At 52.4% G+C, this 21,342-nt stretch carries 21 protein-coding genes and 1 tRNA gene; 13 read left to right on the forward strand and 9 right to left on the reverse strand.

The window, feature by feature from the left end; translation table 11 throughout:
* Position 1: 1 nt before the first annotated feature.
* The 3 genes from JO226_RS19500 to JO226_RS19510 form a co-directional block, all read right to left on the reverse strand.
* Positions 2–86: transfer RNA gene (locus JO226_RS19500), tRNA-Tyr, on the reverse strand.
* A 156-nt stretch (positions 87–242) separates the two neighbouring features.
* Positions 243–1,085 (reverse strand): formyltetrahydrofolate deformylase, encoded by an 843-nt coding sequence (purU, locus tag JO226_RS19505; RefSeq protein WP_296406483.1) that lies wholly within the window; start codon positions 1,083–1,085, stop codon positions 243–245.
* Positions 1,086–1,134: 49 nt separating this feature from the next.
* The gene (locus tag JO226_RS19510; RefSeq protein WP_296406485.1) at positions 1,135–1,593 is read right to left on the reverse strand and encodes a YchJ family protein; all 459 of its coding nucleotides are present in this window, start codon (positions 1,591–1,593) and stop codon (positions 1,135–1,137) included.
* Between the two features lie 110 nt (positions 1,594–1,703).
* On the opposite strand from JO226_RS19510, the gene rssA reads away from it, so the two are divergent.
* The 3 genes from rssA to galU all read left to right on the forward strand — a co-directional run bounded on the left by rssA (position 1,704) and on the right by galU (position 4,828).
* Positions 1,704–2,615 (forward strand): patatin-like phospholipase RssA, encoded by a 912-nt coding sequence (rssA, locus tag JO226_RS19515; protein WP_296406487.1) that lies wholly within the window; start codon positions 1,704–1,706, stop codon positions 2,613–2,615.
* Positions 2,616–2,707: 92 nt separating this feature from the next.
* A complete protein-coding gene (gene rssB, locus JO226_RS19520; RefSeq protein WP_296406489.1) occupies positions 2,708–3,721 on the forward strand; it encodes a two-component system response regulator RssB in 1,014 nt (337 codons plus the stop codon).
* 198 nt (positions 3,722–3,919) lie between these two features.
* Complete coding sequence (gene galU / locus JO226_RS19525; RefSeq protein WP_296406491.1) at positions 3,920–4,828, forward strand: UTP--glucose-1-phosphate uridylyltransferase GalU; 909 nt, start codon at positions 3,920–3,922, stop codon at positions 4,826–4,828.
* A 165-nt stretch (positions 4,829–4,993) separates the two neighbouring features.
* On the opposite strand, the gene hns is transcribed toward galU, so the two are convergent.
* Positions 4,994–5,401 carry a histone-like nucleoid-structuring protein H-NS gene (hns, locus tag JO226_RS19530; protein ID WP_296406493.1) on the reverse strand — a complete coding sequence of 136 codons (408 nt, stop codon included), beginning with the start codon at positions 5,399–5,401 and terminating at the stop codon, positions 4,994–4,996.
* 561 nt (positions 5,402–5,962) lie between these two features.
* Between hns and tdk the strand changes: the two genes are divergently transcribed.
* On the forward strand, positions 5,963–6,586 hold the full coding sequence (tdk, locus tag JO226_RS19535) for a thymidine kinase (protein ID WP_296406495.1): 624 nt from the start codon (positions 5,963–5,965) through the stop codon (positions 6,584–6,586).
* 73 nt (positions 6,587–6,659) lie between these two features.
* On the opposite strand, the gene adhE is transcribed toward tdk, so the two are convergent.
* Positions 6,660–9,335 carry a bifunctional acetaldehyde-CoA/alcohol dehydrogenase gene (adhE, locus tag JO226_RS19540; RefSeq protein ID WP_296406497.1) on the reverse strand — a complete coding sequence of 892 codons (2,676 nt, stop codon included), beginning with the start codon at positions 9,333–9,335 and terminating at the stop codon, positions 6,660–6,662.
* A 476-nt stretch (positions 9,336–9,811) separates the two neighbouring features.
* On the opposite strand from adhE, the gene JO226_RS19545 reads away from it, so the two are divergent.
* The 7 genes from JO226_RS19545 (at position 9,812) to JO226_RS19575 (ending at position 17,713) form a co-directional block, all read left to right on the forward strand.
* A complete protein-coding gene (locus JO226_RS19545; protein WP_296406499.1) occupies positions 9,812–10,459 on the forward strand; it encodes a YchE family NAAT transporter in 648 nt (215 codons plus the stop codon).
* A gap of 753 nt (positions 10,460–11,212) precedes the next feature.
* Positions 11,213–12,844 carry an oligopeptide ABC transporter substrate-binding protein OppA gene (oppA, locus tag JO226_RS19550; protein ID WP_296406501.1) on the forward strand — a complete coding sequence of 544 codons (1,632 nt, stop codon included), beginning with the start codon at positions 11,213–11,215 and terminating at the stop codon, positions 12,842–12,844.
* Positions 12,845–12,965: 121 nt separating this feature from the next.
* Entirely contained in the window at positions 12,966–13,886 is a 921-nt protein-coding gene (gene oppB / locus JO226_RS19555; RefSeq protein WP_296406504.1) for an oligopeptide ABC transporter permease OppB, read from the forward strand.
* A 14-nt stretch (positions 13,887–13,900) separates the two neighbouring features.
* The gene (gene oppC, locus JO226_RS19560; RefSeq protein ID WP_296406505.1) at positions 13,901–14,809 is read left to right on the forward strand and encodes an oligopeptide ABC transporter permease OppC; all 909 of its coding nucleotides are present in this window, start codon (positions 13,901–13,903) and stop codon (positions 14,807–14,809) included.
* 11 nt (positions 14,810–14,820) lie between these two features.
* Positions 14,821–15,831, forward strand: coding sequence for an ABC transporter ATP-binding protein (locus JO226_RS19565; protein WP_296406508.1), 1,011 nt, complete (start codon positions 14,821–14,823; stop codon positions 15,829–15,831).
* The gene (gene oppF, locus JO226_RS19570) at positions 15,828–16,832 is read left to right on the forward strand and encodes a murein tripeptide/oligopeptide ABC transporter ATP-binding protein OppF (RefSeq protein ID WP_296406510.1); all 1,005 of its coding nucleotides are present in this window, start codon (positions 15,828–15,830) and stop codon (positions 16,830–16,832) included. The genes JO226_RS19565 and oppF overlap by 4 nt, the downstream gene beginning before the upstream one ends.
* Before the next feature lie 56 nt (positions 16,833–16,888).
* Complete coding sequence (locus JO226_RS19575) at positions 16,889–17,713, forward strand: ion transporter (RefSeq protein WP_296406521.1); 825 nt, start codon at positions 16,889–16,891, stop codon at positions 17,711–17,713.
* 33 nt (positions 17,714–17,746) lie between these two features.
* On the opposite strand, the gene JO226_RS19580 is transcribed toward JO226_RS19575, so the two are convergent.
* Together JO226_RS19580 and cls are read right to left on the reverse strand one after the other, a co-directional pair.
* Complete coding sequence (locus JO226_RS19580) at positions 17,747–18,076, reverse strand: HI1450 family dsDNA-mimic protein (RefSeq protein WP_013366073.1); 330 nt, start codon at positions 18,074–18,076, stop codon at positions 17,747–17,749.
* A 36-nt stretch (positions 18,077–18,112) separates the two neighbouring features.
* Complete coding sequence (gene cls / locus JO226_RS19585) at positions 18,113–19,573, reverse strand: cardiolipin synthase (RefSeq protein WP_296406513.1); 1,461 nt, start codon at positions 19,571–19,573, stop codon at positions 18,113–18,115.
* Positions 19,574–19,709: 136 nt separating this feature from the next.
* Here cls and JO226_RS19590 point away from each other — a divergent pair, with 136 nt between their 5' ends.
* Entirely contained in the window at positions 19,710–19,883 is a 174-nt protein-coding gene (locus JO226_RS19590) for a YciY family protein (RefSeq protein WP_296406515.1), read from the forward strand.
* A gap of 49 nt (positions 19,884–19,932) precedes the next feature.
* Here the strand turns inward: JO226_RS19590 and JO226_RS19595 are convergent, their stop codons facing one another.
* Complete coding sequence (locus JO226_RS19595; protein WP_296406517.1) at positions 19,933–20,229, reverse strand: YciI family protein; 297 nt, start codon at positions 20,227–20,229, stop codon at positions 19,933–19,935.
* A 212-nt stretch (positions 20,230–20,441) separates the two neighbouring features.
* On the opposite strand from JO226_RS19595, the gene tonB reads away from it, so the two are divergent.
* On the forward strand, positions 20,442–21,170 hold the full coding sequence (gene tonB / locus JO226_RS19600) for a TonB system transport protein TonB (protein WP_296406519.1): 729 nt from the start codon (positions 20,442–20,444) through the stop codon (positions 21,168–21,170).
* Between the two features lie 29 nt (positions 21,171–21,199).
* Here tonB and JO226_RS19605 read toward each other — a convergent pair.
* A partial coding sequence (locus JO226_RS19605; protein ID WP_296406482.1) for a transposase occupies positions 21,200–21,342 on the reverse strand: 143 nt, incomplete at its 5' end.

The following is a 21,342-nucleotide window of genomic DNA, read 5'->3' on the forward strand; positions in this document are numbered from 1 at the left end:
ATGGTGGTGGGGGAAGGATTCGAACCTTCGAAGTCGATGACGGCAGATTTACAGTCTGCTCCCTTTGGCCGCTCGGGAACCCCACCACGGGGTAATACATTTTACTGGCCTGCATCCATTTCGGGAAGCGGGGCGCATCATATCAAATGACGCGCCGCTGTAAAGACTTCCGTTGTGGAAAATGCATCGTTTGCGTACTTTTTACGCGTAACGTTTAAAAGCAACGCAATAACGAAGCAAAATCACAGGATAATCGTACGGTTACCGTAGACGAATACCCGCTGGGCCAGCACCTGATAAAGCGCGCGGCTGAGGACATTTTTTTCCACATCGCGACCGGCGCGCATCATGTCTTCTGCCGTGTAGGTATGGTCGACGTGAATGACGTCCTGCATGATGATAGGACCTTCATCCAGATTGTCATTAACGTAGTGGGCGGTTGCGCCGACAATTTTGACGCCGCGCTCATAGGCCTGGTGGTACGGGCGCGCACCGATAAAGGCTGGCAGGAACGAGTGGTGAATATTGATGATTTTATTCGGGAAGCGGGAGACAAATTCCGGGGTCAGTACGCGCATATACTTCGCCAGCACCACGTAATCCGGCGCCCAGCCGTCAATGGCGTCGGCCATCAGCATGTCATGCTCTTCACGGGTGTGCCCCTCGTGGCTGACGAGCTGGAACGGGATCTCAAAACGCTCAACCAGCGGGCGCAGCGTTTCGTGGTTGCCGATAACGGCGGCGATATCGACGTCGAGACCGCCGTAGTTCGCTTTCATCAGCAAATCGCCGAGGCAGTGAGCCTCTTTCGTTACCAGAATGACGATGCGGCGGCGGCCAGAAGGAACCAGCTCACGCACTGAGCCTTCCGGCAGCGCGCTGTCGAGGTCGGCAAGCAGTGTGACGTCATTAAAAATACCTTCGAGCTCGGTGCGCATAAAGAAGCGGCCGGTGCGATGGTCAACAAACTCGTTGTTCTGCACAATGTTGAGTTCGTGTTTGTAGCAAATGTTGGTAATACGCGCGATAAGCCCTTTTTGATCGGGGCAGATAGTTCGCAGCACTTTTCGTTGTAATGAATGCATCTCAGGGGAAATCCTGTTGGCGGTGTTTGCAGTATTCGGGTGCGTGGCGCTACTGCGCGCAGCACTTTTTAAATTTTTTGCCCGAGCCGCAGGGGCAGGGGTCATTTCGGCCAATCAACGGTCGTGTACCATCAATATAATACCATTGTCCGTTTTCTTGTAAGAATCTTGAACGCTCGATGATGGCGCCGTTCTTGTTATGCTCCCGAAAACGGGCGACAAAACTCACGAAGCCTTCATCGGGCGTGCGGCCCGCATCCGTCGCGAATATTGTCAGACCAAGCCATTCGGTATTGGCAAAGCCGTGCTCAATATCCTGACGAAAGGTCGGCGCGTGACAGGATGGGTGCCAGGTTCTCAGCAGGTAATCTGCATCCTTCATCACAAAAGCAGTATAACGTGAACGCATAAGGTGTGACGGATCTGGTGCTAGCTGTGTACCAGTAAGATATCGCTGGCAACATACGCTATACTCCAGAGCACTGCCACAGGGGCAAAGTGAAGACAAAATCGCCTCCTGTATCAATAGAAAGGCGCCGTTGCGCCAGGCGGCACTATGTTAACTGAGCTGTGGCAATGTTGCTACGTCCGCAAGAGGGGGGATGTCCACCGGCAGGAATGAGAAATCTTAAGATTGGTTTGGCCCTGGGGGCCGGGGCAGCACGCGGATGGTCACATATCGGTGTTATCAAAGCACTGCGCAAGATGGGCATCGACGTTGACATCGTTGCGGGTTGTTCAATCGGCGCATTAGTCGGCGCGGCGTATGCCTCAGACAGGTTGCCGGTGCTGGAAAAGTGGGTTTGCTCATTCAATTCCTGGGACGTCTTACGTCTGATGGATCTCTCCTGGCGACGGGGAGGTCTGCTTCGTGGTGAGCGCGTTTTTCGCCAATACCGTCAGGTCGTTCCCGCTGAGACGATTGAGTCCTGCAGCCGACGCTTTGCGGCGGTGTCGACCAATATCAGCACTGGCCGGGAACTGTGGTTCACGGAAGGCGATCTCCACTTGGCTGTCCGCGCCTCCTGCAGTATGCCTGGTTTGATGGCGCCCGTTATGCACAACGGGTACTGGATGGTGGATGGCGCTGTTGTTAACCCCGTTCCTGTCTCGTTGACCCGGGCGCTTGGCGCCGATATTGTCATTGCGGTTGACCTCCAGCATGACGCGCATTTGATGCAGCAGGATCTTCTGTCGGTGAATCTTCAGTCTGATATGGTGTCTGCAGAGAATGAGGATAGGCTGTCGTGGCCCGAGCGCTTTCGTGCGAGACTCGGACGGATGACGTCTCGACGAACCGCGATGACCCCGACGGCGATGGAAATAATGACGACGTCAATACAGGTGCTTGAAAACAGATTGAAGCGTAACCGCATGGCCGGGGACCCGCCGGATATTCTGCTGCAACCGTTTTGCCCGCAAATCTCTACCCTCGATTTCCATCGTGCACCCGCCGCGATAACGGCAGGGCAACAAGCTGTTGAAAAAAAGATGGACGAGCTTTTACCTTTGGTTCGTGCCGCGATGTAGGGCACTTTTTTCGATTATTTCAGTAAAATTCTGACAGGCGATACCACGAATAGCATGCCACTATTGAGTTATCGTCAGCCAGGGGAGATATCATGACGCAGCCATTGGCGGGAAAACAGATTCTAATTGTTGAGGACGAACCCGTTTTCCGCGCTCTGCTGGATTCGTGGCTTTCATCGCTGGGGGCGAATACGACCCTTGCACAAGATGGCGTGGATGCCCTGGAAAAAATGACCAAACTTAAACCTGACCTGATGATCTGTGATCTCGCGATGCCGAGGATGAACGGACTTAAGCTGGTCGAGTTTCTGCGTAACGAAGGTAAACAACTCCCTATCCTTATCATTTCCGCGACCGAGAATATGGCGGATATCGCCAAAGCGCTGCGTCTTGGCGTCCAGGACGTGCTGTTAAAACCGGTCAAGGATCTGGACCAACTGCGAGAAACGGTTTTCGCCTGTCTGTATCCGACGATGTTCAACTCGCGGGTGGTAGAAGAAGAACGCCTGTTTGAAGACTGGGATGCGCTGGTGAGCGATCCCTTCGCTGCGGCGAAGCTGTTACAGGAACTGCAACCTCCGGTACAGCAGGTTATTTCCCACTGCCGTATCAATTATCGTCAACTGATGACCGCCGATAAACCTGGACTGGTGCTCGATATTGCACCGCTTTCGGAGCACGACCTGGCCTTTTATTGTCTGGACGTTACCCGGGCAGGGGACAACGGTGTTCTGGCGGCACTCTTATTGCGTGCGCTCTTTAATGGTTTATTGCAAGAGCAGCTTGCGCATCAGGGGCAGCGTCTGCCGGAACTTGGCAGTTTGTTAAAACAGGTTAATCAATTACTGCGCCAGGCGAATCTGCCTGGGCAATTTCCGCTGCTAGTGGGTTATTACCATAGCGGAATTAAAAATCTGATCCTCGTGTCTGCCGGGCTCAATGGAACGCTAAACACGGGAACGCATCAAATTCAAATCAGTAATGGCGTTCCGCTGGGAACATTAGGCAATGCTTATTTAAACCAGATCAGCCAGCGCTGTGATTCATGGCAGTGTCAGATTTGGGGGGCAGGCGGACGATTACGTTTAATGTTGTCTGCGGAATGAGCAATTAGCGCGCCTCTGTTGATATAGCGCTGCTTGCTTTTCGACAGTGGTGGTACTATCAGCGCAAGTAATGCGTATAAATCCTAATTCAATGTTCTCGCGCTCTTTTCAGACCCAGCCTCCCGGGAGGGACTGATATACTCGGCGCGTGATTAATTAACGAGCACGTTCAAATTCTGAACAGTTCAGGAGATTTCAATGGCTGCATTAAATTCAAAAGTCACTAAGGCCGTAATCCCGGTTGCGGGATTAGGGACCCGGATGTTACCCGCCACTAAAGCTATTCCTAAGGAAATGCTGCCGCTGGTTGATAAGCCATTAATTCAGTATGTTGTTAATGAATGTATCGCGGCAGGCATCACTGAAATTGTGCTTGTTACTCATTCTTCAAAAAATTCAATTGAAAACCATTTTGATACCAGCTTTGAACTCGAAGCAATGCTGGAAAAACGTGTAAAGCGCCAGCTGCTTGAAGAGGTCCAGTCTATTTGCCCACCGCACGTCACCATTATGCAGGTGCGTCAGGGATTGGCGAAAGGGTTGGGACATGCAGTGCTGTGCGCGCACCCGGTTGTGGGTGATGACGCGGTAGCCGTTATCCTGCCGGATGTTATTCTGGATGAATATGAATCCGACCTGACCCGCGATAACCTGGCGGAAATGATCAAGCGTTTCGATGAAACCGGCGCCAGCCAGATCATGGTAGAACCCGTCGAAGACGTTACCGCGTACGGCGTGGTGGACTGCAAGGGCGAAGCGCTGCACCCGGGTGACAGCGTGCCGATGGTGGGCGTGGTGGAAAAACCAAAAGCCGACGTTGCGCCGTCAAATCTGGCCGTCGTGGGGCGCTATGTGCTGAGCGCGGAAATTTGGCCTCTGCTGGCGAAAACCCCTCCGGGAGCCGGTGATGAAATTCAGCTGACCGACGCCATTGATATGCTGATCGAAAAAGAGACGGTTGAAGCGTACCACATGAAGGGCAAGAGCCATGACTGCGGTAATAAGCTTGGCTATATGCAGGCATTCGTTGAATACGGTATTCGTCACAATACCCTGGGCGCTGATTTTAAAGCGTGGCTGGAAGAGACGCTGGGTGTAAGCAAGTAATCCAGCGGCGATTAAGCAGGTTTAAATCTGAACCGGGAAGCATAGCTTCCCGGTTTTTTTATCGCTGTGGTTCATGCTGCCTGGAAATTGACCACCGGGATCTTTGTCGCGTGTCAAAATGAAAAAAATCCCGCCGTGGCGGGATTTTGTATGAGCGAGGAACGATTAGATCAGGAAATCGTCCAGAGATTTACCCTGCTCATCCATCGCTTTTTTGATTACAGCTGGGGTACGGCCCTGGCCAGTCCAGGTTTTAGTTTCACCGTTTTCATCAACGTAGCTGTATTTAGCCGGACGTGCTGCGCGCTTAGCTTTAGTACCGGATTTAGCGGCAGCCATGCTGTTCAGCAGTTCGTTCGGATCAATACCATCAGCGATCAGCATTTCACGGTACTGTTGCAGTTTACGGGTACGTTCTTCGACTTCAGCAGCCGCAGCGCTTTCTTCTTCACGACGTTCATTAACAACAACTTCTAATTTTTCCAGCATTTCTTCTAGCGTTTCAAGGGTACATTCTCTTGCCTGCGCACGAAGAGTACGGATGTTGTTCAGAATTTTAAGTGCTTCGCTCATTGTAGTAATCTCAAACTTATATTGTGGGGGTGGTTTGTTGAACTAATAATAGAGCGATAAATTCAGATGTGCAATAGGGATGATTGTAAGGAATTCAAAATTACATGTTATTTATCGTGCCTATTAATTAGGTTAAGTTAAATTTCTGGCGCTGCTTCACATCATCCCCGCTTATTGTGCAGGCTCCAGGCGGGGGATCACCCGGACAAAGTATGCCTTTTTTGAACTCTTTCGGTACGGTATATATCCTGGTGGCAATAAACTATCAGTCTTTTGTATTAGGGAATGTTCAGGAAATTGTTTGCTATTCATTGGCGAGGGGGAACAGTCCCAGCCGAAGTACGACAAGACCTGGCAGTGTAAAATGTGACAACCTGGGCATTTGTTATGCAAAGCACATACGGGTAATCCCTGTGTATCTGGTTGTTATTATAGATAAGATAAGTTTTATATTTACAAACGCTAAGGTTATCGCTGCCTAAAGCATGAACGCTGATATCAACAAGGAAATAGGGTACAATTCGTGCCATTAAAAACACGTTGATTGGGGTGATGTTGCCAATGGCACAACTATATTTCTACTACTCGGCAATGAATGCGGGGAAGTCGACGGCGCTTCTGCAGTCTTCATACAATTACCAGGAACGGGGTATGCGGACCCTGGTTTACACCGCGGAAATCGACGATCGCTTTGGCGCCGGTAAAGTAAGCTCGCGTATCGGGCTATCGTCTCCTGCAAAGCTCTACAACCAACAGACCGTGTTACATGATGATATTGCCGCAGAACACGCTCAGGAGCCGATACACTGCGTTCTGGTGGACGAAAGCCAGTTCCTGACCCGTCAGCAGGTTTACGAGCTGTCTGAGGTGGTGGACGATTTAGATATCCCGGTACTGTGTTATGGCCTGCGTACGGACTTTCGCGGCGAGTTATTTACCGGCAGCCAGTATTTGCTGGCGTGGTCAGATAAGCTTGTAGAACTGAAGACCATTTGTTTCTGCGGTCGCAAGGCCAGTATGGTGCTGCGGCTTGATCAGGAAGGGCGTCCCTATAATGAAGGCGAGCAGGTGGTGATTGGCGGGAATGAGCGTTATATCTCCGTTTGCCGCAAACACTATAAAGAAGCGCTGGACATCGGGTCGCTATCGGTTATTCAGCAGCGCCTGCGCGGGACGACGGCTTGATACCGTTGCATACTGGTTAAATGCCGGAAATAAAAAACCCGCCATCAGGCGGGTTCTGTTATCAGGCTGTCAATCAGGCGCTTTTCTTCGCTTTCTTGTCAGCTTTAACCGGTGCTTCTACCTTCGCCGCTACCGCTTCGCCTTCTTTGAACTCACGGCCGTAGTAAGTATCCAGCAGGATCTGTTTCAGCTCGGAGATCAGCGGGTAACGCGGGTTAGCGCCGGTGCACTGGTCGTCAAACGCATCTTCAGACAGTTTGTCGACATGTGCCAGGAAGTCAGCTTCCTGAACGCCTGCCTCGCGGATAGACTTCGGAATACCCAGTTCAGCTTTAACGCTTTCCAGCCATGCCAGCAGTTTCTCAATTTTCGCCGCAGTACGGTCACCGGCAGCGCTCAGACCCAGGTGGTCAGCGATTTCGGCATAGCGACGACGGGCCTGCGGACGGTCATACTGGCTGAATGCAGTCTGCTTGGTCGGGTTATCGTTAGCGTTGTAACGGATAACGTTGCTGATAAGCAGGGCGTTCGCCAGACCGTGAGGAATGTGGAACTGAGAACCCAGCTTGTGCGCCATTGAGTGACATACACCCAGGAAGGCGTTAGCAAACGCAATACCCGCGATAGTGGCTGCACTGTGAACACGCTCACGTGCTACCGGGTTCTTAGAACCTTCGTGGTAGGACGCCGGCAGGTTTTCTTTCAACAGTTTCAGCGCCTGCAGAGCCTGACCGTCAGAGAACTCAGAAGCCAGTACAGAAACGTAAGCTTCCAGAGCGTGCGTTACCGCATCCAGACCACCGAAGGCACACAGGGACTTCGGCATATCCATCACCAGGTTGGCATCAACGATAGCCATGTCCGGGGTCAGCGCGTAGTCAGCCAGCGGGTATTTCTGACCGGTAGCATCATCGGTAACCACTGCAAACGGCGTGACTTCAGAACCGGTACCGGAAGTGGTAGTGACAGCAACCATTTTCGCTTTCACTCCCATTTTCGGGAACTTGTAGATACGCTTACGGATGTCCATAAAGCGCAGCGCCAGTTCTTCGAAGTGGGTTTCCGGGTGCTCATACATCACCCACATGATTTTCGCCGCATCCATCGGGGAACCACCGCCCAGTGCGATGATAACGTCCGGTTTGAAGGAGTTAGCGAGCTCGGCGCCTTTACGAACGATAGTCAGCGTTGGGTCCGCTTCAACTTCGAAGAACACTTCAGTTTCAACGCCAGCCGCTTTCAGTACAGAGGTGATCTGGTCGGCGTAACCGTTGTTGAACAGGAAGCGGTCAGTTACGATCAGCGCACGTTTGTGACCATCGGTAATCACTTCATCCAGCGCGATTGGCAGAGAGCCACGACGGAAGTAGATAGATTTCGGAAGTTTGTGCCACAACATGTTTTCAGCTCGCTTAGCAACGGTTTTCTTGTTGATCAGGTGTTTCGGACCAACGTTTTCAGAGATGGAGTTACCACCCCAGGAACCACAACCCAGAGTCAGGGAAGGTGCGAGTTTGAAGTTGTACAGGTCACCGATACCACCCTGAGAAGCCGGGGTGTTGATCAGGATACGTGCAGTTTTCATCTTCTGACCGAAGAAGTTAACGCGTTCCTGCTGGTTGTCCTGGTCGGTGTACAAGCAAGAGGTGTGACCGATACCGCCCATGGCGACCAGTTTCTCTGCTTTGACTACCGCGTCTTCGAAGTCTTTCGCGCGATACATGGCGAGAGTCGGAGACAGTTTCTCGTGAGCAAACGGCTCGCTGTCGTCAACAACCTTCACTTCACCAATCAGAATCTTGGTGGTTTCTGGAACGCTAAAGCCTGCGAGTTCTGCAATTTTGTATGCCGGCTGACCGACGATGGCCGCGTTCAGTGCGCCATTCTTCAGGATGATGTCCTGAACGGCTTTCAGCTCTTTGCCCTGCAGCATGTAGCCGCCGTGGCTGGCGAAACGTTCGCGTACGGCGTCGTAAACGGAGTCAACAACCACAACGGACTGCTCGGAAGCACAAATTACGCCGTTATCGAAGGTTTTGGACATCAGTACAGACGCGACAGCACGTTTGATATCAGCGGTTTCGTCGATAACAACCGGTGTGTTACCTGCGCCTACGCCGATTGCCGGTTTACCGGAGCTGTATGCCGCTTTCACCATACCTGGGCCGCCAGTGGCCAGAATCAGGTTGATGTCAGGGTGATGCATCAGCGCGTTGGACAGTTCAACGGAGGGTTGATCGATCCAGCCGATCAGGTCTTTCGGCGCACCCGCAGCGATGGCTGCCTGCAGAACGATATCTGCGGCTTTGTTGGTCGCATCTTTAGCACGTGGGTGCGGGGAGAAGATAATGGCGTTGCGAGTTTTCAGGCTGATCAGCGATTTGAAGATAGCCGTGGAAGTTGGGTTAGTCGTCGGGACGATACCGCAGATGATGCCGATAGGTTCTGCAATGGTGATGGTGCCGAAGGTGTCGTCTTCAGACAGCACGCCGCAGGTTTTCTCATCTTTATAGGCGTTATAGATATACTCAGAAGCGAAGTGGTTTTTAATCACTTTATCTTCAATGATACCCATGCCGGATTCGGCAACGGCCATTTTGGCGAGAGGGATTCGAGCATCTGCAGCAGCCAGAGCGGCCGCGCGGAAGATTTTATCAACCTGTTCTTGGGTGAAATTGGCATATTCACGCTGGGCTTTTTTCACGCGCTCGACGAGTGCGTTAAGTTCAGCGACATTAGTAACAGCCATAATGCTCTCCTGGTAATGTTAAACTTTTTTAGTAAATCAACTGCGCGATACGTCAGTATAGACAGACCGTATGCAGCTTGCGTAAGAGCCTTGAAAATAACAGGTCACTCACGACCTTCGATTCACTGACTTACTAAACGAGCCTTCCCATTACTCCTGGGAGACACCAGGTTACCCTCTGATGGTGAAATCAAGATTACTCACTTCTGAGTACGAATTACGTGATCTAAATCAAGATTATCCCAAGCTGACACCTTTCAGCAGGCCCGTTTTAGCGATTTGTATCAAGTGTTAAAAGATCGTGCTCAGGTTTGGGTGGTACATTAGCATAATTCATACAAATTCATAACAGTGTGTAATGACAGCGTTTTTAGCAGATTTAGCGTGAAGAATACGGATAAAAAGCGTATCTTCAGCGCGGATTTCATTCTTACTTTTCGTCAACGACTACTTTTGATGAGTTTGCGGGGCTAACCGTGATTCAAACTTTGTTTGATTTTCCCACTTATGTTAAATTTTTCATTGGGTTGTTTGCACTGGTGAACCCGGTAGGTATCATCCCGGTCTTCATTAGCATGACCAGCTACCAGTCAGCGGTTGCTCGTAATAAAACCAACCTGACCGCAAACCTGTCCGTTGCCATTATTCTCTGGACGTCGCTGTTTCTCGGAGACGGTATTCTTCAGCTCTTCGGCATCTCTATTGATTCATTCCGCATTGCGGGCGGCATCCTGGTGGTGACGATTGCGATGTCGATGATAAGCGGCAAGTTGGGGGAGGATAAGCAGAACAAGCAGGAGAAGTCAGAAACGTCGATTCGTGAAAGCGTTGGTGTTGTCCCGCTGGCGCTGCCGCTTATGGCTGGGCCGGGCGCGATCAGTTCGACCATCGTCTGGGGAACCCGTTACCACAGCATTGCGCATTTAATCGGTTTCTCCGTGGCGATCGCCATTTTCGCCGCCTGTTGTTGGGGATTGTTTCGTATTGCGCCATGGCTGGTACGCCTGCTCGGACAGACGGGGATCAACGTCATTACCCGTATCATGGGTCTGCTGCTGATGGCGTTGGGGATTGAGTTCATCGTCACCGGGATTAAAGCGATTTTTCCAGGCCTTGTCGGTTAAACGGCAATTCCAGCGGGATATCATCTCGCTGGAATGCGCCATTATTAGCAAATCATATCAATAAAGTTTAACGACGGCTAAAGCATCATATAATGTTGTGGCCGTAAAACACTATAAATATCATCCTGTTACTCTGGTTTCCGCTCAACGATTATTGCCTCCACCGTGTTATTTTATTCACGTGATACTCTTACGCTTGCCGAGCGATAATTGAAATGATATTAGTAAATTCACTACTCGCGCAGTGGAATGTGCTAAATAATAACCAATTGTTAATTTTTTGTGCAAAAAACACGCGTCACCGCAGTGGCCGTGAACATAGCCAAGACTCTTTATCTATCGTTCTGATTTTAAAGTGATATTTTGTTATTTGAAGCGTGGCTAAAACTTGCTTTCATATGAAGAACATACGACAAAAGAGAATTGCTTAACAAATTTGCAAAATGTATTGGCGGCAAAGAAAGTCATTTGATACTTTCCGGCCAGACATTTCACTACAGAAGACCGGAGATGAGAATAGTTTTCAAATGAATCTCCCGGCATGAAAAGAATAAAGTTCGTCCCGACAGGGGGGATGAATGAAAGAATCGACGCAAGGGTGCCAAACAAAGAGCAGCCGTAATAAAGAAGTCGGTGATAGCGGTAGTACAAGACCTGACAGCCGCATTAGCTCCTGCGCTGTTCAGGAACCCTTAGGGGATTAAACAGGCTGGTCAAATAACCAGTAATAATAATGAGCGGGGTACCAACACAATGTCCATCATCACAAAAAAAAGCCTTATCGCAGCTGGCGTTCTGGCTGCACTTATCGCAGGAAACGCAATGGCTGCTGATGTGCCTGCCGGTGTTAATCTGGCGGATAAGCAGACGATGATTCGTAATAACGGCGCGGAACCGCAGTCGTTAGACCCGAATAAAATCGAAGGCGTACCGGAAGCGAACGTAAGCCGCGATCTTTTTGAAGGCTTATTGATTACCTCGACCAAAGACGGCCACCCGATTCCAGGCGTGGCTGAAAGCTGGGATAACAAAGATTTTAAAGTCTGGACTTTCCATCTGCGCAAAGATGCGAAATGGTCCAACGGTGAGCCCGTCACCGCGCAAGATTTCGTCTATAGCTGGCAGCGTCTGGTGGATCCGAAAACCGCATCCCCGTATGCAAGCTATCCGCAGTACGGCCATATCCTGAACGTCGATGAAATCATCGAAGGTAAAAAACCAGCAACCGATCTTGGCGTAAAAGCGATTGACGATCATACGCTGGAAGTGACTCTGAGCGAGCCAGTTCCTTATTTCTACAAGCTGCTGGTTAACCCGGCAATGTCCCCGGTTTATAAACCGGCTATCGAGAAATTCGGTGAAAAATGGACCCAGCCTGCCAATATCGTGACCAACGGCGCTTATAAGCTGAAAGACTGGGTAGTCAACGAGCGCATCGTGATGGAGCGCAACCCGAATTACTGGGATAACAAAAAAACCGTTATCGACCAGATTACCTATCTGCCAATCTCTTCTGAAGTGACAGACGTCAACCGCTACCGCAGCGGCGAAATCGACATGACCTATAACAATCTGCCGATCGAACTGTTCCAGAAGCTGAAGAAAGAAATTCCCACTGAAGTTCACGTCGATCCGTATCTGTGCACCTACTACTATGAAATCAACAACCAGAAAGCACCGTTTACCGACGCCCGTGTCCGTACTGCGCTGAAACTCGGCCTGGATCGCGACATCATCGTGAACAAAGTAAAAGCTCAGGGCGACCTGCCAGCGTTTGGCTACACGCCGCCGTACACCGATGGCGCGAAGCTGACCAAACCGGAATGGTTCACCTGGTCGCAGGAAAAACGCAATGAAGAAGCGAAGAAACTGCTGGCCGAAGCGGGCTATACCGCGGACAAACCGCTGACCTTCAACCTGCTGTATAACACCTCCGATCTGCATAAAAAACTGGCAATCGCCGCGGCCTCAATCTGGAAGAAAAATCTCGGCGTTGACGTGAAGCTGGTCAACCAGGAGTGGAAGACCTTCCTCGATACCCGTCATCAGGGGACCTACGACGTGGCGCGTGCTGGCTGGTGCGCGGACTATAACGAACCGACTTCCTTCCTGAACACTATGCTGTCTGACAGCTCAATGAACACCGCACATTACAAGAGCCCGGCGTTCGATGAAATTATGAAGCAGACGCTGCAGGTGACTGACGAAGCGCAACGCACCGCGCTGTACGACAAAGCTGAGCAGCAGTTAGGTAAAGATTCCGCCATCGTTCCGGTTTATTACTATGTAAACGCCCGCCTGGTGAAACCCTGGGTTGGTGGTTATACCGGTAAAGATCCGATGGACAACATCTATACCAAAGATCTGTACATTATTAAGCACTGATGGCAATACGTGGGGCGGCCGACGGCGGCCCCACTGTGTCTTATTTCATCGCACTATCACACGCGGTCTTTTGTTATAGCGAAAGACCGCGGGTAAAGGCACACGCCAGAAGGTACAGGCAATGTTGAAATTTATATTACGTCGCTGTCTGGAAGCTATTCCGACGCTGTTCATTCTTATTACGATTTCCTTCTTTATGATGCGCCTCGCTCCGGGGAGTCCTTTCACGGGCGAACGTACGCTACCGCCAGAGGTTATGGCGAACATTGAAGCAAAATATCACCTGAACGACCCGATGAGCGTCCAGTACTTCAATTATCTGAAGCAACTGGCGAACGGCGATTTTGGGCCTTCTTTTAAATATAAAGACTACTCGGTTAACGATCTGGTGGCTGCAAGCTTCCCGGTCTCGGCGAAATTAGGTTTTGCCGCCTTCTTCCTGGCCGTGGTGTTGGGGGTTAGCGCTGGCGTCATAGCCGCGCTGAAGCAAAACACCAAATGGGATTATATGGTGATGGGAGTCGCGATGACCGGAGTGGTTATCCCGAGCTTCGTGGTCGCACCATTGCTGGTGATGATCTTCGCCATTACGCTGCACTGGTTACCTGGCGGTGGCTGGAACGGTGGGGCGCTGAAATTTATGATCCTGCCGATGGTGGCACTCTCTCTGGCTTATATCGCCAGCATTGCGCGTATCACCCGCGGTTCCATGATTGAAGTGCTGCACTCCAACTTTATCCGTACCGCGCGGGCAAAAGGTCTGCCGATGCGGCGCATTATTTTCCGCCACGCGCTGAAACCTGCGCTGCTGCCGGTACTCTCTTATATGGGACCGGCGTTCGTGGGGATTATTACCGGCTCAATGGTTATCGAAACCATTTATGGCCTGCCAGGTATCGGGCAACTGTTCGTTAATGGCGCGCTTAACCGCGATTATTCCCTGGTGCTGAGCCTGACCATTCTGGTCGGTGCGCTGACTATTCTGTTCAACGCGATTGTTGACGTGCTGTACGCCGTTATCGATCCGAAAATCCGTTACTGATACTGGAGTTCGCCATGATGTTGAGTAAGAAAAACAGCGAGGCGCTGGAACACTTCAGTGAGAAACTGGAAGTTGAAGGTCGCAGTCTCTGGCAGGATGCCCGCCGTCGCTTTATGCATAACCGCGCAGCGGTTGCCAGCCTCTGTGTGCTGGTGGTGATTGCGCTGTTCGTGACCTTCGCGCCGATGCTGTCGCAGTTCAGCTACTACGATACCGACTGGGGCATGATGTCGAGTGCGCCGGATATGGCTTCCAGCCACTACTTCGGTACCGACTCCTCCGGTCGTGACCTGCTGGTGCGTGTCGCTATCGGTGGTCGTATCTCGCTGATGGTGGGTATTGCGGCTGCGCTGGTGGCGGTGGTTCTCGGCACGCTGTACGGATCGCTGTCCGGTTATCTGGGCGGCAAAGTTGACTCTGTGATGATGCGTCTTCTTGAGATCCTTAACTCCTTTCCGTTCATGTTCTTCGTTATTCTTTTGGTCACCTTCTTTGGTCAGAACATCCTGCTGATTTTCGTTGCAATCGGGATGGTCTCCTGGCTGGATATGGCGCGTATCGTTCGTGGCCAGACGCTGAGCCTTAAGCGTAAAGAGTTTATTGAAGCAGCCCAGGTCGGTGGCGTGTCGACGGGCAGCATTGTGGTTCGCCACATTGTACCGAACGTGCTTGGCGTGGTGGTGGTGTACGCTTCGCTGCTGGTGCCGAGTATGATCCTGTTTGAATCGTTCCTGAGCTTCCTCGGTCTGGGTACCCAGGAGCCGCTCAGTAGCTGGGGCGCCTTGCTGAGCGATGGTGCCAATTCCATGGAAGTGTCTCCGTGGCTGCTGCTGTTCCCGGCTGGTTTCCTGGTGGTAACCCTGTTCTGTTTCAACTTTATCGGCGATGGCCTGCGTGATGCCCTCGACCCGAAAGACCGCTAAGGAGTACAGCCATGAGTACGATTGACAGGGTGAACGCGCCGGCTCAACAAAAGTCCGGTCTGCTGCTGGATGTTAAAGACCTGCGCGTGACCTTTAAAACCCCCGATGGCGATGTCACCGCGGTAAACGACCTCAATTTCAGCCTCAATGCGGGCGAAACGCTGGGGATCGTCGGAGAGTCCGGATCTGGTAAATCCCAGACTGCGTTTGCGCTGATGGGACTGCTGGCGTCGAACGGCGTCATCGGCGGCTCGGCAACCTTTAATGGTCGCCAGATCCTTAATTTGCCCGAGCATGAGCTGAATAAGCTGCGCGCCGAACAGATCTCGATGATTTTCCAGGACCCAATGACCTCCCTGAACCCGTACATGCGGGTGGGTGAGCAGTTGATGGAAGTGCTGATGCTGCATAAAGGCATGGGGAAAGCCGAAGCGTTTGAAGAGTCGGTGAAAATGCTTGATGCGGTCAAAATGCCGGAAGCGCGTAAGCGTATGCGCATGTTCCCGCACGAGTTCTCCGGTGGGATGCGTCAGCGTGTGATGATCGCCATGGCGCTGCTGTGTCGGCCGAAGTTACTGATTGCCGATGAGCCGACCACGGCGCTGGACGTTACCGTTCAGGCGCAAATCATGACGCTGCTGAACGAGCTTAAGCGTGAATTCAACACCGCTATTATTATGATCACCCATGACCTGGGTGTGGTCGCCGGTATCTGCGATAAAGTCCTGGTGATGTATGCCGGACGTACCATGGAATATGGTCAGGCGCGCGACGTGTTCTACCATCCGGCGCACCCGTATTCTATCGGGCTGCTCAACGCGGTGCCGCGTCTGGATGCCGAAGGCGAGGCGCTGCTGACTATCCCGGGCAACCCGCCGAACCTGCTGCGGCTGCCGAAAGGCTGTCCGTTCCAGCCGCGTTGTCCACATGCGACTGAAATTTGTAATAATACTCCGCCTCTGGAGGAGTTTGCGCCTGGCCGTTTACGCGCCTGCTTTAAACCGGTGGGGGATCTGCTATGAACGCCGTGACTGAACAACGAAAAGTATTGTTGGAAATCGCCGACCTCAAAGTTCACTTTGACATCAAAGATGGCAAGCAGTGGTTCTGGCAGCCGTCGAAAACCCTGAAAGCGGTGGATGGCGTAACGCTGCGCCTGTATGAGGGGGAAACGCTGGGCGTGGTGGGTGAGTCCGGCTGCGGCAAGTCAACGTTTGCCCGTGCGATAATTGGTCTGGTAAAAGCGACCGAGGGTAAAGTCGCGTGGCTTGGCAAAGATCTGATGGGCCTTAAGCCTGCCGAATGGCGTGAAGTTCGCAGCGACATTCAGATGATTTTCCAGGATCCGCTGGCCTCGCTTAACCCGCGTATGACCATCGGCGAAATCATCGCCGAACCGTTGCGTACCTATCATCCGTCGATGACGCGCCAGGAAGTCCGCGACCGCGTCAAGGCGATGATGATGAAAGTCGGTCTGCTGCCGAACCTTATCAACCGCTACCCGCACGAGTTCTCCGGCGGTCAGTGCCAACGTATTGGTATTGCGCGCGCGCTGATCCTCGAACCAAAGCTGATTATCTGCGATGAACCGGTATCCGCACTGGATGTGTCTATTCAGGCGCAGGTGGTCAATCTGTTGCAGCAACTGCAGCGTGAGATGGGGCTGTCGCTTATCTTCATCGCTCACGATCTGGCGGTGGTGAAGCATATTTCCGATCGCGTGCTGGTGATGTATTTGGGTCACGCGGTGGAGCTTGGGACCTACGACGAGGTTTACCACAATCCGCTTCATCCTTACACCAGAGCGCTGATGTCGGCGGTACCGATCCCGGACCCGGATCTGGAGAAGAACAAAACCATCCAGTTGCTGGAAGGGGAGCTGCCGTCGCCTATCAATCCGCCGTCAGGTTGCGTATTCCGTACGCGCTGCCCCATCGCCGGGCCGGAGTGCGCCAAAACGCGTCCGGTTCTGGAGGGCAGTTTCCGTCATGCTGTTTCCTGTCTGAAGGTTGACCCGCTATAATCTCACGGGCTGACGAGGGTCAGCCCTTTTTTCATGAGGTTATTGTGCCTGCCACTATGATGTCCGTTCGCCAACGGTTGTACCGGCTGCTCTTCGATAGCCGTACCCGCTCGGGTCGCCGCGTCGAGGCCTTCTTCGCACTGTTTGCGTTATTTAGCGTGGTGCTGATTTTTATCGAGTCCGGGATTGGCACCCAGTATCACCTGACGTTTGAGGAATGGCATGCTTTCGTCTGGCTGGAAATTTTCGTCACGCTGGTCTTCACCCTTGAATATTTTCTGAGAGTCCTTTGCTGGCCGAGACCGGCAAATTACGTGTTCAGTTTCTGGGGAATAATTGATTTAGCGACTATCCTGCCGCTGTACGTTATCTGTTTGTGGCCGGAAATTGGCATTAATTACTTTTTTGCCTGGCGGGCCATGCGGGCAATTCGCGTACTGCGAATCCTCAAAGTGTTGCGTTTTATGCCGTCGCTGATGATTTTCTGGAAAGCCATTCTCAGCGCGCGGCAACAGCTGATTATTTTCTACGCTTTTATCGCCATCATGATGATCATCTTTGGCGCACTAATGTACGGTATTGAAGGGCCGCAGTACGGCTTTACAACACTTAACGCCGCGGTCTACTGGGCGATAGTGACGGTTTCAACGGTGGGATATGGCGACATTACGCCGCATACGGCGGCCGGAAGAACCATAGCATCGGTTCTTATCCTGATGGGTTATTCGCTCATTGCGATCCCGACAGGATTGATTACCTCGCACATGAGCGCGGAGCTCAATCACCGGCGGCAGTCACGGGTATGTCCGCACTGCCACCATACCGGGCATGAATCCGACGCCTGCTACTGTAAAGTCTGCGGCGGTAAGCTTGCGGAATAAATCATAAAAAAGGCTGCATGCGCAGCCTTTTTCTTATTCACGCCACAGAATGTGGCAGAGCTTGTGATCTTTTTCCCGGCACAACAGCACGCGGGCAAAGATATCGTTAATTTCGCCGCCGTCGGTATCCGCAAGGCCAATGACAACCTCGGCGAAAAAGTCGGGGTTCAAATCGAAATCAACGTGCTCCTGCCAGTCTTCCGCCGGGTCGAAAAGCTCGGCGCCGCCGCGCTCTTCGAACTGCAGATTAAACAGAATAATATCGGCAGGGTCGAGGTTATCGGCCGCCAGCTCGAGAAAGATATCGTAAGCCTGCTCGAGCGTTTCGTCTTCGGTCAGGCGATTGTTTAAATCCATATCCATGATGACTACCTGTTTTAACATCTGATGGGTCACGTTTTACAGCAACGGACTGAAGAAGTAAAACAGTCGCTCAGCAACGCGTTGCCAGACCGGGCGTTTTACCCATAAACGGGTATCCAGCAGACGAGAGCGGGAGATATAGTCGTCCTGCACCGCCGCCAGGTCGCCGCCAAACCCGGCGTCATCGATGGCCAGCGTAATTTCAAAATTCAGCCACAGGCTGCGCATATCCAGATTCACAGTACCGACAAGGCTCAGCTCGCCGTCGACCAGCACGCTCTTGGTATGCAGCAACCCGCCTTCAAACTGATAGATTTTAACCCCGGCCGCCAGCAGTTCGGTGAAAAAGGCGCGGCTCGCCCAGCCGACCAGCATTGAATCATTTTTGAGCGGTAGGATGATGCTGACATCGACGCCGCGTTGGGCGGCAGTACAAATGGCATGCAGCAGGTCATCGCTCGGCACGAAGTAGGGGGTGGTCATGATCAGATACTCGCGCGCCGAGTAGACAGCGGTGAGCAGCGCCTGGTGGATAAGTTCTTCCGGGAAGCCCGGTCCGGAGGCAATGGTGTGGATAGTGTGACCGCTGGCCTCTTCAAAGGGCATAATGTTGAGATCCGGCGGCGGCGGTAAAATGCGTTTACCGGTTTCAATTTCCCAGTCGCAGGAGTAGACAATGCCCATGGAGGTCGCGATCGGCCCTTCCATTCGCGCCATCAGGTCAACCCACTGGCCAACGCCGGCGTCCTGCTTAAAGAAGCGCGGATCAACCATGTTCATACTGCCGGTATAGGCAATATAGTTGTCGATCATCGCCATCTTGCGGTGCTGGCGCAGATCCATACGGCGCAGGAAGACACGCATCAGGTTAACCTTCAGCGCTTCAACGACGTCGATCCCGGCGTTACGCATCATGGCTGCCCATGGGCTACGGAAGAAGGCGACGCTGCCCGCAGAGTCAAGCATCAGCCGACAGTGCACGCCGCGCCGGGCGGCTGCCATCAGCGATTCCGCTACCTGGTCGGCCATTCCGCCGGGTTGCCAGATATAGAACACCATCTCAATATTGTGCCGGGCGAGCTGGATGTCACGAATCAGCGCCTGCATCACGTCGTCGGAATCGGTCAGCAACTGCAGCTGATTGCCTTTCACGCCTGCAATGCCCTGACGTCTTTCGCACAGTTTAAACAGCGAGGCGGCGACCTGACTGTTTTCTTCGGCAAAAATATGCTTGCAGGTTTTTAAGTCCGCCAGCCACTTTGCGGTTGAAGGCCACATCGCGCGGGCGCGCTCGGCACGACGTTTCCCGAGGTGCAGCTCACCAAAGGAGAGGTACGCAATGATCCCGACCAAAGGCAGAATATAAATGATCAGTAACCATGCCATCGCTGAAGGTACTGCGCGTCGTTTCATCAGGATGCGTAAGGTCACACCCGCAATTAACAACCAATACCCCACAATGACCAGCCAACTCACCACGGTGTAGAAGGTTGTCATAGAAAATCCTTTTGAAAGCCTGTTGTTATGAGTTTACGCGTCCATATTTATCTGGCAAATAAAAACGCGGTAAAAGCGCTGGTCAGCCGCTGGCAAGGGTTTATAATAGCGGCTCTTTCATTTTAGAGATGTCGAAATGAAGCGTAGTCGAACCGAAGTGGGGCGCTGGCGCATGCTGAGACAGGCAAGCCGTCGCAAAGCGCGCTGGCTGGAAGCGCAGTCCCGGCGCAATATCCGCATCCACGCGATCAGAAAGTGTCTGGTGAAACGGCAGCGCAATGCATTGCTGGTCGCCATTTATGATTTCTGAGTATTAAAAAGGGCACCGCTGGCGGTGCCCATTGTTTTTTAGCGCCAGCTTAAAAGACTTTCTTGTAGGGTTTTACAGCCACTTTAGCGTAGACGCCCGCCGCGACATAAGGGTCGGCATCCGCCCAGGCCTGAGCCATTTCAAGCGATTCAAATTCGGCGATGACCGTAGAACCGGTAAAACCGGCGACGCCAGGATCGTTGCTGTCGACCGCAGGCAGCGGACCTGCCGTCAACAGACGGCCTTCATCGTGCAGTAATTGCAAACGCGCGAGGTGAGCAGGGCGAACCGACAGACGTTTTTCCAGCGAGTCGGCGACATCTTCAGCATAAATCACATAGAGCACAGGCGCAGTTCCTTATCGGTAAATTGTCAAAATACGGTATGTGAAAGCGATAACGACTGCAATGCTATGATCTTTTTGTTTTTGCGTCTGCGGCACCGCTGCGCTTTTTTTCACCATCTCCCACGGAAATTTGACCGAGGTTAAGATGTGTTATTGAATATGATTGCTATTTGCATTTAAAATCGCCCCATCATTTTTCAACTGAAACGATTATGACTTCAATGACCTTTGATTTACCTCGCCGTTTTCCGTGGCCGACGCTGCTGTCTGTTGGCATTCATGGGGCTGTCGTGGCAGGTTTACTCTACACCTCGGTACATCAGGTTATTGAATTGCCAGCCCCTGCGCAGCCGATCATGGTCAGTATGGTGGCGCCTGCGGATCTGGAGCCTCCTCAGGCGGTACAGCCGCCGCCCCAGGCGGTCGCAGAACCTGAGCCAGAGCCGGATGTGGTGCCTGACCCGCCGAAAGAAGCGCCAGTGGTTATCCATAAACCGGAGCCGAAACCCAAGCCTAAGCCGAAACCGAAGCCGGAGAAAAAGGTTGAACAGCCGAAGCGCGAGGCGAAACCGGTAGAACCGCGTGCGGTCTCGACGCTGGAAAACACCACGATGCAAAGTCGTCCGGTGGCGAACACCGCTCCGGCGACCAGCGCACCGGTAGCGGCGGCGCCTTCCGGCCCGCGCGCCCTGAGCCGCAACCAGCCACAGTATCCGCAGCGCGCGCTACAGCTTCGCATTGAAGGTAATGTTCGCGTTAAGTTTGACGTCATGCCTGATGGCCGCGTTGAAAACGTGGAGATCCTGTCCGCCCAGCCAAGCAACCTGTTCGAGCGCGATGTAAAAGCCGCGATGCGCAAATGGCGCTATGAACCGGGGAAACCCGGCGCCGGGCTGGTGATGAATATCGAGTTTCGCCTCAAAGGCGTGCAAATGAACTAAAAAAGCCCCTGATGGGGCTTTTTTTAGGTTCATCGCGCTTTACCGGGGAACGCTGCTTTTATCTTCAGGAAGAAGTAGTCGTTATCCCGGTATCCATAGGCCATACGCTTTATGACCTTGATTTTATTATTCATCCCCTCCAGCACACTGGTGTTCAGATGATGCGTCGCGC

It is taken from the genome of Pluralibacter sp. (assembly GCF_019237635.1).
Lineage (GTDB): Bacteria > Pseudomonadota > Gammaproteobacteria > Enterobacterales > Enterobacteriaceae > Enterobacter_B.

Bases quoted from the DNA above. Each gene is read 5' to 3' on its own strand.
- purU (WP_296406483.1), bottom strand. From the start codon at position 1,085: ATGCATTCATTACAACGAAAAGTGCTGCGAACTATCTGCCCCGATCAA.
- rssA (WP_296406487.1), top strand. From the start codon at position 1,704: ATGAGAAATCTTAAGATTGGTTTGGCCCTGGGGGCCGGGGCAGCACGC.
- rssB (WP_296406489.1), top strand. From the start codon at position 2,708: ATGACGCAGCCATTGGCGGGAAAACAGATTCTAATTGTTGAGGACGAA.
- galU (WP_296406491.1), top strand. From the start codon at position 3,920: ATGGCTGCATTAAATTCAAAAGTCACTAAGGCCGTAATCCCGGTTGCG.
- hns (WP_296406493.1), bottom strand. From the start codon at position 5,401: ATGAGCGAAGCACTTAAAATTCTGAACAACATCCGTACTCTTCGTGCG.
- tdk (WP_296406495.1), top strand. From the start codon at position 5,963: ATGGCACAACTATATTTCTACTACTCGGCAATGAATGCGGGGAAGTCG.
- adhE (WP_296406497.1), bottom strand. From the start codon at position 9,335: ATGGCTGTTACTAATGTCGCTGAACTTAACGCACTCGTCGAGCGCGTG.
- oppA (WP_296406501.1), top strand. From the start codon at position 11,213: ATGTCCATCATCACAAAAAAAAGCCTTATCGCAGCTGGCGTTCTGGCT.
- oppB (WP_296406504.1), top strand. From the start codon at position 12,966: ATGTTGAAATTTATATTACGTCGCTGTCTGGAAGCTATTCCGACGCTG.
- oppC (WP_296406505.1), top strand. From the start codon at position 13,901: ATGATGTTGAGTAAGAAAAACAGCGAGGCGCTGGAACACTTCAGTGAG.
- JO226_RS19565 (WP_296406508.1), top strand. From the start codon at position 14,821: ATGAGTACGATTGACAGGGTGAACGCGCCGGCTCAACAAAAGTCCGGT.
- oppF (WP_296406510.1), top strand. From the start codon at position 15,828: ATGAACGCCGTGACTGAACAACGAAAAGTATTGTTGGAAATCGCCGAC.
- JO226_RS19575 (WP_296406521.1), top strand. From the start codon at position 16,889: ATGATGTCCGTTCGCCAACGGTTGTACCGGCTGCTCTTCGATAGCCGT.
- JO226_RS19580 (WP_013366073.1), bottom strand. From the start codon at position 18,076: ATGGATATGGATTTAAACAATCGCCTGACCGAAGACGAAACGCTCGAG.
- cls (WP_296406513.1), bottom strand. From the start codon at position 19,573: ATGACAACCTTCTACACCGTGGTGAGTTGGCTGGTCATTGTGGGGTAT.
- JO226_RS19590 (WP_296406515.1), top strand. From the start codon at position 19,710: ATGAAGCGTAGTCGAACCGAAGTGGGGCGCTGGCGCATGCTGAGACAG.
- tonB (WP_296406519.1), top strand. From the start codon at position 20,442: ATGACTTCAATGACCTTTGATTTACCTCGCCGTTTTCCGTGGCCGACG.